Below are 13342 nucleotides of genomic sequence, written 5' to 3'. Positions count from 1 at the left end.
GACGGCACGAGTGTGAATGGCTCAGAGGAGGACTGCGGTGAGCGAGACGAACCCGAGGCTGCGCGCCGAGCTCGAGGGGATCCCCACCTACAAGCCGGGCAAGCCCGCTGCGGCGGCCGACGGTCCCGCGGCCTACAAGCTGTCCTCCAACGAGAACCCCTATCCGCCGCTGCCCGGCGTGATGGAGAGTGCACTCGCCGCCGCCGGGTCCTTCAACCGTTACCCCGACATGGCGTGCACGGCCCTGATGAGCGAGCTGGCCGACCGCTTCGGGGTGCCGACGTCGCACATCGCCACCGGCACCGGCTCCGTGGGCGTCGCCCAGCAGCTCCTCCAGGCCACCTCGGGGCCGGGCGACGAGGTGATCTACGCGTGGCGCTCCTTCGAGGCCTACCCGATCATCACGCAGGTCAGCGGCGCGACGTCGGTGCGGGTGCCGCTGACGGACGGCGAGGTGCACGACCTCGACGCGATGGCCGACGCCATCACCGACCGCACCCGGCTCATCTTTGTCTGCAACCCCAACAACCCCACGGGCACCGTCGTCCGCAGGGCTGAGCTGGAACGGTTCGTCGACCGCGTGCCGAAGGACGTCCTGGTCGTCCTGGACGAGGCGTACCGCGAGTTCATCCGTGACCCCGAGGTCCCGGACGGCATCGAGATCTACCGCGACCGCCCGAACGTCTGCGTGCTGCGTACGTTCTCGAAGGCGTACGGCCTCGCGGGGCTGCGCGTCGGCTTCGCGGTCGCCCACGAGCCGGTGGCCGCCGCGCTGCGCAAGACAGCGGTGCCCTTCGGTGTGAGCCAGCTGGCGCAGGACGCGGCGGTGGCGTCGCTGCGCGCCGAGGACGAGCTGATGGGCCGGGTCGGTTCGCTGGTCGGCGAGCGCACGCGGGTGGTCGAGGCGCTGCGCGGGCAGGGCTGGACGGTGCCCGAGACGCAGGCGAACTTCGTGTGGCTGCGGCTCGGGGACCGTACGGCGGACTTCGCGGCGGCGTGCGAGAAGGCCGGTGTGGTCGTGCGGCCGTTCGCGGGCGAGGGGATGCGGGCCACGATCGGCGAGACCGAGGCCAACGACATCTTCCTGCAGGCTGCGGAGGCCTTCCGCAAGGAGCTGTAGGGCTTACCCGTAGGGGAGTGCGTGGGTGTCGCCGTCGGTCCGGAGCGGCATGACCACAAAGTGTTGAAGTTCTTGGGAAGGCCTCGGGTGTGACGCCCGGGGCCTTCTTGTGTGCTCGTGGCGCCCCCCGGTGCTCGTGGCGTTCCCCACGGTAAGTGGGACCCCCTTTCGTGTTCCGACAGTCCGTACGACATAATGCTTGTGAATGTGAACGCGTTCACAAGCGTGCCCCGGTTCGTCCCGAGATCAGTGGGAAAAAAGGGGCGACTGGTCGCTGTGGGCACGGCGAGTAAGGAGAGACGCAGTGGACCTGGCTCTGGCGCCGGAAACCCTGGCGCGATGGCAGTTCGGCATCACGACCGTCTACCACTTCCTGTTCGTCCCCCTGACGATCTCGCTCGCCGCCCTGACGGCGATCCTCGAGACGGCATGGGTGCGGACGGGCAAGGAGCACTACCTCAGGGCGACGAAGTTCTGGGGAAAGCTGTTCCTGATCAATATCGCCATGGGCGTTGTCACCGGCATCGTGCAGGAGTTCCAGTTCGGCATGAACTGGTCCGACTACTCCCGCTTCGTCGGTGACGTCTTCGGGGCGCCGCTCGCCTTCGAGGCGCTGATCGCCTTCTTCTTCGAGTCGACCTTCATCGGCCTGTGGATCTTCGGCTGGGACAAGCTGCCGAAGAAGCTGCACTGCGCGACGATCTGGATCGTCTCGATCGGCACCATCCTGTCGGCGTACTTCATCATCGCCGCCAACGCCTTTATGCAGCACCCGGTCGGCTACAAGATCGTGGAACGGGACGGCACCAAGCGCGCGGAGCTCACCGACTTCGCGAAGGTGCTGTTCCAGGAGACGACGCTCGTCAACTTCTTCCACGTCATCTCGGCGGCCATCCTGGTCGGCGGCGCCTTCATGACCGGCATCGCCATCGTCCACCTGCGCAAGAAGCAGCACATCCGCACCATGCGGATGTCGATGCGGCTCGGCCTGGTCACCGCGTTCGTCGGCACCCTGCTCACCGTCGTCAGCGCCGACACCCTCGGCAAGGTGATGTACGAGCAGCAGCCGATGAAGATGTCGGCGGCCGAGGCGCTGTGGGAGACCGAGAAGCCGGCGCCGTTCTCGCTCTTCGCGTACGGCGATGTCGCCAAGGGACACAACGACGTCGCCATCGAGGTGCCCGGCGTCCTGTCCTTCCTCGCCAAGAACAACTTCAACGCCGAGATTCCCGGCATCAACGACCTGAACAAGCAGGCGCAGGAGAAGTACGGGCCCGGTGACTACCGGCCCAACATCCCCACCGCCTACTGGTCGTACCGCTGGATGATCGGCTTCGGCGGGGTCTCGATGGCACTGTGCACCGCGGGCCTGTGGCTGACGCGGAAGAAGTTCTGGCTCGCGCCCGAGCACCGCACGGACGGGGACGAGATCCCCAAGCTGATGCTCACCAAGAACAAGGAGCTCGCGCCGAAGATCGGCAACTGGTGGTGGAAGCTCTCGCAGTGGACGCTGATCTTCCCCCTCATCGGCACCGCCTGGGGCTGGATCTTCACCGAGACGGGACGGCAGCCCTGGGTGGTCTACGGAGTCCTGCGCACCCGGGACGCGGTCTCCCCCGGGGTCTCGCAGGGCGAGGTGCTCACCTCACTCATCGGGTTCACGCTGATCTACGCGATCCTCGCCGTGATCGAGGTGAAGCTGCTGCTCAAGTACGTCAGGAAGGGCCCGCCCGAGCTGACGGAGGCGGACCTCAACCCGCCCACCAAGATCGGCGGACCCGGATCGGGCAAGGGCACCGGCTCGGATTCCGACTCCGATTCCGACGCCGACCGGCCCATGGCCTTCTCGTACTGAAGGAAGGAGCGACGCGGACATGGAACTTCACGACGTCTGGTTCGTACTGATCGCGGTCCTGTGGATCGGCTACTTCTTCCTGGAGGGCTTCGACTTCGGGATCGGCGTTCTGACCAAGATGCTCGCCCGTGACCGGGTCGAGAAGCGGGTCCTCATCAACACCATCGGGCCCGTCTGGGACGGCAACGAGGTCTGGCTGCTCACCGCGGGCGGCGCGACCTTCGCCGCCTTCCCCGACTGGTACGCGACGCTGTTCTCCGGGTTCTACCTGCCGCTGCTGATCATCCTGATCTGCCTGATCGTGCGCGGTGTCGCCTTCGAGTACCGCGCCAAGCGGCCGGAGGAGCGCTGGCAGACCAACTGGGAGCACGCGATCTTCTGGACCTCGCTGATCCCGGCGGTGCTCTGGGGCGTCGCGTTCGGCAACATCGTGCGGGGCGTGAAGATCGACGCCCACAAGGAGTACGTGGGCACCTTCTGGGACCTGCTCAACCCGTACGCGATCCTCGGCGGTCTGGTCACCCTGACGCTGTTCACGTTCCACGGCGCGGTGTTCGCCTCGCTCAAGACGGTGGGCGACATCCGGATGCGGGCGCGCAAGACGGCGCTCGGACTCGGGCTCGTCACGGCCGTTCTCGCGCTCGGGTTCCTGATCTGGACCCAGGCGGACAAGGGCGACGGCAAGAGCCTGATCGCGATGATCGTGGCGGTGGTGGCCCTGGTCGGCGCCATCGCGGCGATCAAGATCGGGCGCGAGGGCTGGTCGTTCGCGCTGTCGGGGATCACGATCGCGGCGGCCGTCGCGATGCTCTTCCTCACGCTCTTCCCGAACGTCATGCCGTCGTCGCTGAACGAGGAGTGGAGCCTCACGGTCACCAACGCCTCGTCCAGCCCGTACACCCTGAAGATCATGACGTGGTGCGCGGGCGTCGCGACGCCGGTCGTGCTGCTCTACCAGTCGTGGACGTACTGGGTGTTCCGCAAGCGGATCGGGACGCAGCACATCGCGGATGCCGCGCACTGAGGCCGTTCACCGTTTCTGTTGGAGGGTGTGTTTCACGTGAAACCGATCGACCCGCGCCTGCTCCGGTACGCCCGCGCCACTCGCTTCTTCCTGGTCGCGGTCGTGGTCCTCGGGCTGGCCGGAGCGGGCCTGGTCGTCGGGCAGGCGATGCTCATCGCCGAGATCGTGGTGGGCGCCTTCCAGGACGGCCGTTCCGTAGGTGACCTGGGCACTCCCCTGGTGCTGCTCGCGGTGGTCGCGGCGGGGCGGGGGCTGGTCTCCTGGCTGACCGAGCTCGCCGCGCACCGGGCGAGCGCGGCGGTCAAGTCCGAGCTGCGGGGGCGCCTCCTTGAGCGGGCGGGGGAGCTCGGGCCGGGGTGGCTGACCGGTCAGCGGACCGGCTCGCTGGTCTCGCTCGCGACGCGCGGCGTGGACGCGCTCGACGACTACTTCTCGCGCTACCTGCCGCAGTTGGGGCTCGCGGTGGTGGTGCCGGTGGCGGTGCTCGCCCGCATCGTCACCGAGGACTGGGTGTCGGCGGCGATCATCGTCGTGACGCTGCCGCTCATCCCGGTCTTCATGATTCTGATCGGCTGGGCCACGCAGAACCGCATGGACCGCCAGTGGCGGCTCCTCTCGCGCCTGTCGGGGCACTTCCTCGACGTGGTCGCCGGCCTCCCGACCCTGAAGGTGTTCGGCCGCGCCAAGGCGCAGGCCGAGTCGATCCGCAAGATCACCGGCGAGTACCGGCAGGCCACGATGCGGACGCTGCGCATCGCCTTCCTGTCGTCGTTCGCCCTGGAACTGCTCGCGACGATCTCGGTCGCGCTGGTCGCTGTGACCATCGGCATGCGGCTCGTCCACGGCGAGATGGAGCTGTACGACGGACTCGTCGTCCTCGTCCTCGCTCCCGAGGCCTACCTGCCGCTGCGCCAGGTCGGTGCGCAGTACCACGCGGCGGCGGAGGGGCTCTCGGCCGCCGAAGAGATCTTCGAGGTCCTGGAGGCCCCGGCGCCGGCCGCCGGGACCGGGCCGGCGCCGTCCGGTGTCCTGACCGTGGAGGGCGTGACGGTCCGGTACCCGGGGCGGACGGCCGACGCGGTCTCGGGGGCGTCCTTCGAGGTGGCGCCCGGGGAGACGGTGGCGCTCGTGGGGCCCAGCGGGGTGGGCAAGTCGACGCTGCTGAACGTGGTGCTCGGTTTTGTGCGGCCCACCGAGGGGCGGGTGTGTGTCGGGGGCGTCGATCTGGCGGAGGTCTCGCCGGAGCGGTGGCGCGAGCGCGTCGCGTGGGTGCCGCAGCGGCCGCACCTGTTCGCCGGGAGCGTCGCGGAGAACGTACGGCTCGCGCGGCCGGACGCGGACGACGCGCAGCTGCGGGACGCGCTGCGGGACGCGGGTGCGCTGGAGTTCGTGGACGCGCTGCCCGACGGGATGGAGACCCTGCTCGGGGAGGACGGTGCCGGGCTCTCCGCCGGGCAGCGGCAACGGCTCGCGCTGGCCCGCGCTTTCCTCGCGGACCGTCCCGTGGTGCTGCTCGACGAGCCGACGGCGGCGCTGGACGGCGGGACCGAGGCGGCCGTGGTGGAAGCGGTGCGCCGGCTGGCTGTCGGGCGGACGGTGCTGCTGGTCGTGCACCGCCCCGCGCTGCTGGCCGTGGCGGATCGTGTGGTGCGGCTGGAAGGCGGGGAGAGGGATGACCGGTCGGCCGTAGGCAGCAGGACCGGTGCGGCCGCTCGCGGTGCGGAGGGCGTGACCGGTGACGTGGTGACGCCGGACGCTCCGAAGAGCGGGCCCACGAGCGTTCCCGACGGCTCCGGGGCGTCCCGTTCGGGCGCCGGGGTGCTGGCCAGGGTCCGGGACGCCGCCCAGGCGCGGCGCGGGCAGCTGGCGCTCGCCCTGCTCCTGGGAAGCCTCGCGCTCGCGAGCGCCGTCGGGCTCATGGCCACCTCGGGGTGGCTGATCTCGCGGGCCTCGGAGCAGCCCCCGGTGATGTATCTGATGATCGCCGTGACGGCGACTCGCGCCTTCGGCATCGGCCGCGCCGTCTTCCGGTACGCCGAGCGCCTGGTCTCGCACGACGCGGTGCTGCGGATGCTCGCCGACACCCGGGTCGCCGTCTACCGGCGCCTGGAACGGCTCGCCCCGGCAGGACTGCGCGGCACTCGGCGCGGCGACCTCCTCTCCCGGCTGGTCGCCGACGTCGACGCGCTGCAGGACTACTGGCTGCGCTGGCTGCTGCCCGCCGCGTCGGCCGCAGTCGTCGGCGCGGGAGCCGTCGGGTTCACCGCCTGGCTGCTGCCCGAGGCGGGCGCCGTGCTCGCCGCCGGACTGCTCGCCGCGGGCGTCGCCGTGCCGCTGGTGAGCGGCGCCGTGGCGCGCCGTGCGGAGCGAAAGCTGGCTCCCGCGCGCGGGGTGCTCGCCACGCGGGTGGCCGATCTGCTCACGGGGACAGCCGAGTTGACCGTCGCCGGTGCGCTGAGGCGACGTACCGCCAAGGCCGTCGAGGCCGATGCCGAGCTGACCCGCATCGCCTCCCGGGGCGCCACCGCCACCGCCCTCGGCGACGGACTCGGCGCCCTCGTCACCGGGCTCACCGTGGCCGCGGCCGCGCTCGTCGGCGTGCAGGCCGTCCACGACGGACGGCTCAGCGGCGTCGCCCTCGCCGCGGTCGTGCTCACCCCGCTCGCCGCCTTCGAGGCGGTGATGGGCCTGCCGCTCGCCGTGCAGTACCGCCAGCGGGTCCTGAAGAGCGCTGAGCGGGTCTACGAGGTCCTCGACGCGCCCGTGCCGGTACCCGAGCCCGCCGAGCCCGCGCAGGCGCCACAGACGCCCTTCCCGCTGCGCGTCGAAGGGCTGCGCGCGCGGTACGAGGGTCAGGACCGGGACGCGCTCGCGGGCGTGGACCTCACGCTGGACCGGGGACGGCGGATCGCCGTCGTCGGCCCGTCCGGATCGGGCAAGACGACGCTGGCGCAGGTGCTGCTCGGGTTCCTCGGAGCGTACGAAGGGACGTACACGCTCGGTGGGACGCACGTGGCTGGTGGGAAGCACGTGTCCGGTGGGACGTGTGCGTTCGGTGGCGGCGACGTGCCCGCGCTGGACGGGGACACCGTGCGCCGCATGGTCGGCCTGTGCGCGCAGGACGCCCACATCTTCGACAGCTCGGTGCGCGAGAACCTGCTGCTCGCCAAGAAGGACGCCACGGACGACGAACTGCGCGACGCCCTGGAGCGCGCGCGGCTCGACGGCTGGGCCTACGCGCTGCCCGACGGGCTCGACACGCTCGTCGGCGAGCACGGGGCGCGGCTCTCCGGAGGGCAGCGGCAGCGGCTCGCGCTGGCCCGCGCGCTCCTCGCCGACTTCCCCGTCCTCGTACTGGACGAGCCCGCCGAACACCTCGACCTGCCGACCGCCGACGCCCTGACCGCGGACCTCCTGGCCGCGACCGAGGGGCGCACGACGCTGCTCATCACGCACCGCCTCGCCGGGCTCGACGCCGTGGACGAGGTGATCGTCCTGGACGCGGGCCGGGTGGTGCAGCGCGGCACGTACGCGGAGCTGGCGGCCGAGGAGGGGCCGTTGCGGCGGATGCTGGACGTGGAGAGGGCGGCGGATCTGCTGGTGGCCGGGTGAGGCGGGCTCGTGGCGCATGGGTGCCGACGCCCGGCCGCATACGGTTTCGACTTTCCCCTGTAAATAGGACTTACTAGGCTCAAAGGCATGTCAGCACCCTCGGCCTCCGCCGACTCCCCGCTCCCCGACGGCTCACCGGACACGGTGGAAGCCGCGGCGGCGCGGGCGACCCGCAGCCTCCAAGGGCTGTCCCCCGAGCTGACGTCACGCGTGCCGCAGCTGCTCGAAGCGATGCGCTCGGTCGGCACCGGGCTCGAACTGCACATCACCCTGGACCGCATCTGCGAGACCGCCGCCGAGCTCGCAAACGCGCACTACGCCGCGATCGGTGTCGTCGCCGAGGACGGCGAGGGCCTCTCCGACTTCGTCTACCACGGCATCGACGAGGCGACGGCGGAGCGGATCGGACGCCTGCCGGACGGGCACCGCGGGCTCCTCGGCGCCCTCATCCACCAGCCGAGGACGCTGCGTCTGGCGGACCTCTCCACCGACCCGCGCTCCTGCGGCTTTCCGGCCCACCACCCGCCGATGCGGACGTTCCTCGGCGTTCCCATCCGCGTACAGGGAGAGATCTTCGGAAACCTCTACCTGACCGAGAAGCGCGACGGCGCCGAGTTCAACGACTACGACGTGCACATGGTCCGTGTCCTCGCCACGGAGGCGGGCATCGCCATCGGCAACGCGCGCCTCTACGAAGCCGCCAAGCAGCGCGAACGGTGGATCGACGGCTCCGTGGCGGTCACCACCGCGCTGCTGTCCGGCAGCGACGCCGAGGAGGCGCTCGCGGTCGTCGCCGAGCAGGCCAGGCACCTCGCGGACTCCGCCGCGGGAATCGTGCTGCTGCCCGACGAAGAGGGCGGCATGGAGGTCGTCGCGGTCTCCTCGGACGAGCCCAACGGGGCGCTCGGCGTGATCGTCCCCCCGGAGAGCCGTATCGTCGCCGACCTCCTCGAAGGAGAGCCGGTCTTCGTCGACGACGCGGCGTCCGACCCCCGCATCATCATGACCGAGATCGCCCGCGCCTACGGGCCCGTCATGATGCTGCCCCTCCAGAGCGACGGCCGCGTCCTGGGGACGCTCGTGACGCCCCGCGCGCGTGGGGCACGCCCTTTCAGCGAGGCCGAGCGGACCCTCGCCACGCAGTTCGCCTCGCAGGCCGCGCTCGCGCTGATGATGGCCGAGGCCCAGCGCGACCGGGAGCGGCTCGCCGTGTACGAGGACCGCGACCGCATCGCCAGGGACCTGCACGACCTCGTGATCCAGCGGTTGTTCGCCACCGGGATGATGCTGGAGAGCGCGCAGCGCAGGTCGGTCGTGCCGGAGGTGCAGGTCGGTGTCGGCCGGGCCGTCGACGAGCTCGACGTGACGATCCAGGAGATCCGCACGGCGATCTTCGCGCTGCAACAGGGCCCCGCGGAGGCGCCCTCAGGGCTGCGCACCCGCGTCCTGCGCGAGATCAACATGGCCGCCGTACCGCTGGGCTTCAAGCCCTCGCACCACTTCGTGGGCCCCGTCGACGCGGTGGTCGGCGAACTGACGGGCAAGAACCTCATCGCGGCGTTGCGGGAGGCGCTGTCCAACGCCTTCCGGCACGCGCAGGCCGCCCGTATCGACGTCGTGGTGGACTCGACCGTGGTCCTCGCGGACGGGCAGCACGGCGTGCGTCTGACGGTCGCCGACGACGGCGTGGGCATCGCGGAGGGCGGCAGGCGCAGCGGCCTGAAGAACCTCAAGCGGCGCGCCGAGTCGCTGGGCGGCGACAGTTGGTACGGGCCGGGCATCGGTGAGGACGGGGGCGGTACGACGGTGGTGTGGGAAGCGCCGTACTGAGCTCTCGCGGGCGCCTGACCGGCCGCCCCTGTTCGGCGGTACGCGTCTGGGCCGTACGGGGCACCGCGTCCGGCGGTGCACGGGTCCGGCGGGGCCCGTGCCGTCCCGGCGGGCAACGATCCGTGTCATGCCTCTGCGCCGTCGTCGTCCGCACCTGTTCGTCTGCGTGCCGGTACTGCTGTGCGCGCTGCTCGTCCCGACGCCTCCCGCCGCGTCCGCCGAGGGACACGTGTCTTCCGAGGGACACGTGTCTTCTGAGGGGCCGAGTGCGAGTGCCGACGTGGTGCGGCTCTACGAAGAGGCCTCCGCCGCGACCGCACGCTACGTAGAGGGGCGTCGGGCGGCCCGCGTCCAGAAGACGAGGGTCCGGAAACTGGACCGACTCCTGGCGGCGGAGCGGCGCCACATGGCGGTGCTGCACGCGGACCTGGGCAGGCTGGCCAGCGCCCAGTACCGCGCCGGAGGCGGCCTGCCCCACACCGTGCAGCTCCTCCTGGCCGACAGTCCGGACGCCCTGATGCGCGGCAAGCAGGTCATGCTGCACGCGGACCTGGCCGTCAACAGTGCCGTCGCCAAGACCCGGCGGGCAGCGTCGGGCCTTGCCGTCGCCAAGCGCAGGGCGGACCGCGCCAAGCGGTCCCTGGACCGGCACAACGCCCGCCTCGCGGACCTCAAGCGCGGCATCGAACGGAAGCTGGAGCGGGCGCGGTGGACCCTGCAGGGCGAGGCCGACCGGTCGGTCGCCGCGGGGCGATGCCGTGGTGCCGTGCGGCTGAACCAGCAGAGGACGCCCGTCACGCGCGCGTGGGTGACGCCCGTGGAGTCGTACGAGCTCTCGGCGGGCTTCGACAGCGCCGGCGGGCGCTGGGCGCACCGGCACACGGGCCAGGACTTCGCGGTCGGGGTCGGGGCGCCGGTGCGGTCGGTCGGTGCCGGACGCGTCGAGAGCGTGTCGTGCGGCGGGGGCTTCGGTATCGAGGTCGTGGTGCGGCACAAGGGCGGGTACTTCACGCAGTACGCGCATCTCGCGGCCGTCACCGTCGACCAGGGGGACCGGGTGCGGGCGGGGCAGTGGGTCGGGCAGGCGGGCACCACGGGCAACTCGACCGGACCGCACCTGCACTTCGAGGCCCGGCTCACGCCCTACCTGGGGTCGGGTGTGGACCCGCGGAGGTGGCTGGCGGAGCGGGGGGTCATCCTGTGAGGCGCTTGCCGTCTGGGGTCAGCCGCCGTCCGACGCCCGCCGGTCCGCCAGGATCCGCTCGATCACGACCGCCACCCCGTCGTCGTTGTTGGCGACCGTGCGCCCGGAGGCCGCGGCGATGACGTCCGGATGCGCGTTGCCCATCGCGTACGACGTGCCCGCCCAGGCGAGCATCTCGATGTCGTTCGGCATGTCTCCGAAGGCGACGACTTCCGCGGGCGTGATGCCGCGCTCGGCGCAGCACAGCTCCAGGGTGCTGGCCTTGGAGACGCCCGGGCCGCTGATCTCCAGGAGGGCGCTGGGGCTCGACCGGGTGACCGTCGCCCGGTCGCCGATGGCCGCGCGGGCGAGGACCAGGAACTCGTCGGGCGCGAGACCGGGGTGGAAGGCGAGCACCTTCAGGACGGGCTGCTCGGCGGCCGCGGAGTCCGCGAGGGTCTCGGCGAGAAGCTTCTCCGCGGGCGCGACGCTCTCGCCCGGCTCCATGTGGAGCGGCGGGTAGGTCTCCTCGTGGTGCAGCCCTCCGGTGCGCTCGATGGCGAAGGACGTGCCCGGCGCGGCGGCGCGCAACCGGTGCACGACGTCGAGCGCGCACTCCCGCGACAGCTCACGGATCTTGACGAAGCTGTGGGTGCCGGGGCCGCCGTGCAGGTCGACGACCGCGGCGCCGTTGCCGCAGATGGTGAGGCCGTGACCGTGGACGTGGGCACTGACGACGTCCATCCAGCGGGCCGGCCGGCCGGTCACGAAGAAGACTTCGATCCCCGCTGCCTCGGCGGCGGCGAGGGCGGCGACCGTTCGGTCGGAGACCGTCTTGTCGTCGCGCAGCAACGTGCCGTCCAGGTCCGTCGCGATCAGCCGGGGCCGCGGCCGCGGTGCGGCCGGGCTGCCGGCTGCGGGGGCGGAGGGGGCCGGGGTCCGGGGCCCAGGGGTAGCTGAGGTCACGCCGTCGATTGTCCCGCACATGCCTGCACGGGCGTGCGCGGGGGCGCACATCTGAGTGGGCGAGCGCTCTCCGGGCCCCCGTAAGCTCTGAGGCATGAGTCTGCGCCTGAGCACCGTGATTCTCCCCGTGCACCGCTGGAACGAGGGTGGCCGCGATCAGTGGCTGCGGGCCGAGGAGCTCGGCTTCCACACGGCGTACACGTACGACCACCTGGCCTGGCGCACGTTCCGCGACGGCCCGTGGTTCGGCGCGGTGCCGACGCTGACGGCCGCCGCGACGGTCACCGAGCGGCTGCGCCTCGGCACGCTCGTCACGTCGCCCAACTTCCGGCACCCCGTGACGCTCGCCAAGGAACTCATCTCGCTCGACGACATCTCCGGCGGCCGGATCACGCTCGGCATCGGCGCGGGCGGCAACGGCTTCGACGCGACGACGCTGCTCAAGGGCGACGAGGAGCCGTGGACCCCGCGCGAGCGGGCCGACCGCTTCGGGGAGTTCGTGCCGCTGCTCGACCGGCTGCTCACCGAGGACGCGGTGACGTACGAGGGGACTTTCTACTCGGCGCGTGAGGCGCGCAACATCCCGGGCTGCGCGCAGCGGCCGAGGCTGCCCTTCGCGGTCGCCGCCACCGGTCCGCGCGGTCTGCGGCTCGCGGCCCGGCACGGTCAGGCGTGGGTGACCACGGGGGACCCGAAGCTCTACGAGTCGGGTACGCCCGAGGAGTCCCGCGAGGCGATCCGCGGCCAGGTCGACAAGCTCGGCAAGGCGTGCGCGGAGGCCGGCCGCGACGTGGCCGAACTCGACAAGATCCTTCTGACGGGCTTCACCCCGGACCGCAACGGTCCGCTGGAGTCGCTGGACGCCTTCGTGGACTTCGCGGGCCGCCACCAGGAGCTCGGCTTCACCGAGCTCGCCGTCCACTGGCCGATTCCCGGCTCCGACTTCGCCGCCGACCAGTCGGTGTTCGAGCGGATCGCCACCGAGGCGGTCGCCCAGCTCGGCTGAGACCGAATCTATTGCAGGAATCAGCGCGTTCCCGGAAACCGCAGGAAGCCGGGCGGCACCGCGGCGGTGAGCCAGACGCCGTTGGCGCTGACCTGGAAGACGTGCCCGGCGCGGTGCATCGCGCCCGCGTCGACGGACAGGACGACGGGCCGTCCCCGGCGGGCGCCGACGCGGGTCGCGGTCTCGCGGTCGGGCGACAGGTGCACGGCGTGCCGGTTCATGGGGCGCAGGCCTTCGGCGCGGATCGCGGCCAGGTGGGCGGCGACGGTGCCGTGGTAGAGGTACGCGGGAGGGGGTGCCGGGGGCAGGTCCAGGTCGACGTCGACGGAGTGGCCCTGGCTCGCGCGGATCCGGCCGTCCTCTACGGCGAAGCGCTGCTTGTCGTTGACGGCCACCACGTGGTCGAGCTCGGCCCGGGTGAAGGGGAAGCGGTGGGCGGCGGCCGCGGCGAGGAGCGCGTCGATCTCCACCCAGCCGTTCGCGTCGAGGGTGAGCCCGATCCGGCCGGGGCTGTGGCGCAGGTGTTTCGACAGGTACTTGGACACCTTCACGGTGCGCTGTTCGTCCGCTGTGCGGGGTCCCTTTGCTGCGGGACGTCCTTCTTTCATGCGCTCAGCGTCTCGGCCCCTCGTTCTCCGCGCACTCGATTTTCGTCCATCGGTTTTTCATCGAGAGATTCCGGTCCAAAGGTTTGATCCACAACCAAGTCGAGTTATCCACAGGTCAGTTGACAAATCTGTGGACAA

General features: G+C 71.3%; 9 protein-coding genes. 7 read left to right on the top strand and 2 right to left on the bottom strand.

What is annotated here, in order from left to right:
- The first annotated feature begins 37 nt into the window (after positions 1–37).
- From hisC to DEJ49_RS17910, 6 genes are all read left to right on the top strand, one after another.
- Positions 38–1120, top strand: coding sequence for a histidinol-phosphate transaminase (hisC, locus tag DEJ49_RS17935; protein ID WP_150185057.1), 1083 nt, complete (start codon positions 38–40; stop codon positions 1118–1120).
- A gap of 304 nt (positions 1121–1424) precedes the next feature.
- Positions 1425–2975 carry a cytochrome ubiquinol oxidase subunit I gene (locus DEJ49_RS17930; RefSeq protein WP_150185056.1) on the top strand — a complete coding sequence of 517 codons (1551 nt, stop codon included), beginning with the start codon at positions 1425–1427 and terminating at the stop codon, positions 2973–2975.
- A gap of 19 nt (positions 2976–2994) precedes the next feature.
- Complete coding sequence (cydB, locus tag DEJ49_RS17925) at positions 2995–3999, top strand: cytochrome d ubiquinol oxidase subunit II (RefSeq protein WP_150185055.1); 1005 nt, start codon at positions 2995–2997, stop codon at positions 3997–3999.
- A gap of 36 nt (positions 4000–4035) precedes the next feature.
- Positions 4036–7611: a thiol reductant ABC exporter subunit CydD gene (gene cydD / locus DEJ49_RS17920; RefSeq protein WP_150185054.1), complete on the top strand. Its 3576-nt coding sequence runs from the start codon at positions 4036–4038 to the stop codon at positions 7609–7611.
- Positions 7612–7698: 87 nt separating this feature from the next.
- Positions 7699–9441 (top strand): GAF domain-containing sensor histidine kinase, encoded by a 1743-nt coding sequence (locus tag DEJ49_RS17915; RefSeq protein WP_223832883.1) that lies wholly within the window; start codon positions 7699–7701, stop codon positions 9439–9441.
- A gap of 127 nt (positions 9442–9568) precedes the next feature.
- Complete coding sequence (locus tag DEJ49_RS17910) at positions 9569–10645, top strand: M23 family metallopeptidase (protein ID WP_150185053.1); 1077 nt, start codon at positions 9569–9571, stop codon at positions 10643–10645.
- A gap of 18 nt (positions 10646–10663) precedes the next feature.
- On the opposite strand, the gene DEJ49_RS17905 is transcribed toward DEJ49_RS17910, so the two are convergent.
- Positions 10664–11590: a Cof-type HAD-IIB family hydrolase gene (locus DEJ49_RS17905; RefSeq protein ID WP_150185052.1), complete on the bottom strand. Its 927-nt coding sequence runs from the start codon at positions 11588–11590 to the stop codon at positions 10664–10666.
- 94 nt (positions 11591–11684) lie between these two features.
- Between DEJ49_RS17905 and DEJ49_RS17900 the strand changes: the two genes are divergently transcribed.
- On the top strand, positions 11685–12596 hold the full coding sequence (locus DEJ49_RS17900; RefSeq protein WP_150185051.1) for an LLM class flavin-dependent oxidoreductase: 912 nt from the start codon (positions 11685–11687) through the stop codon (positions 12594–12596).
- Positions 12597–12616: 20 nt separating this feature from the next.
- On the opposite strand, the gene DEJ49_RS17895 is transcribed toward DEJ49_RS17900, so the two are convergent.
- A complete protein-coding gene (locus DEJ49_RS17895) occupies positions 12617–13204 on the bottom strand; it encodes an RNA 2'-phosphotransferase (RefSeq protein ID WP_190329379.1) in 588 nt (195 codons plus the stop codon).
- Positions 13205–13342 lie beyond the last annotated feature (138 nt).

The sequence above is a fragment of the Streptomyces venezuelae genome (assembly GCF_008642335.1).
Lineage (GTDB): Bacteria > Actinomycetota > Actinomycetes > Streptomycetales > Streptomycetaceae > Streptomyces > Streptomyces venezuelae_F.
This window is presented reverse-complemented; position numbering and strand designations above follow the sequence as displayed.

Bases quoted from the DNA above. Each gene is read 5' to 3' on its own strand.
- cydB (WP_150185055.1), top strand. From the start codon at position 2,995: ATGGAACTTCACGACGTCTGGTTCGTACTGATCGCGGTCCTGTGGATC.
- DEJ49_RS17915 (WP_223832883.1), top strand. From the start codon at position 7,699: ATGTCAGCACCCTCGGCCTCCGCCGACTCCCCGCTCCCCGACGGCTCA.
- DEJ49_RS17910 (WP_150185053.1), top strand. From the start codon at position 9,569: ATGCCTCTGCGCCGTCGTCGTCCGCACCTGTTCGTCTGCGTGCCGGTA.
- DEJ49_RS17900 (WP_150185051.1), top strand. From the start codon at position 11,685: ATGAGTCTGCGCCTGAGCACCGTGATTCTCCCCGTGCACCGCTGGAAC.
- DEJ49_RS17895 (WP_190329379.1), bottom strand. From the start codon at position 13,204: ATGAAAGAAGGACGTCCCGCAGCAAAGGGACCCCGCACAGCGGACGAA.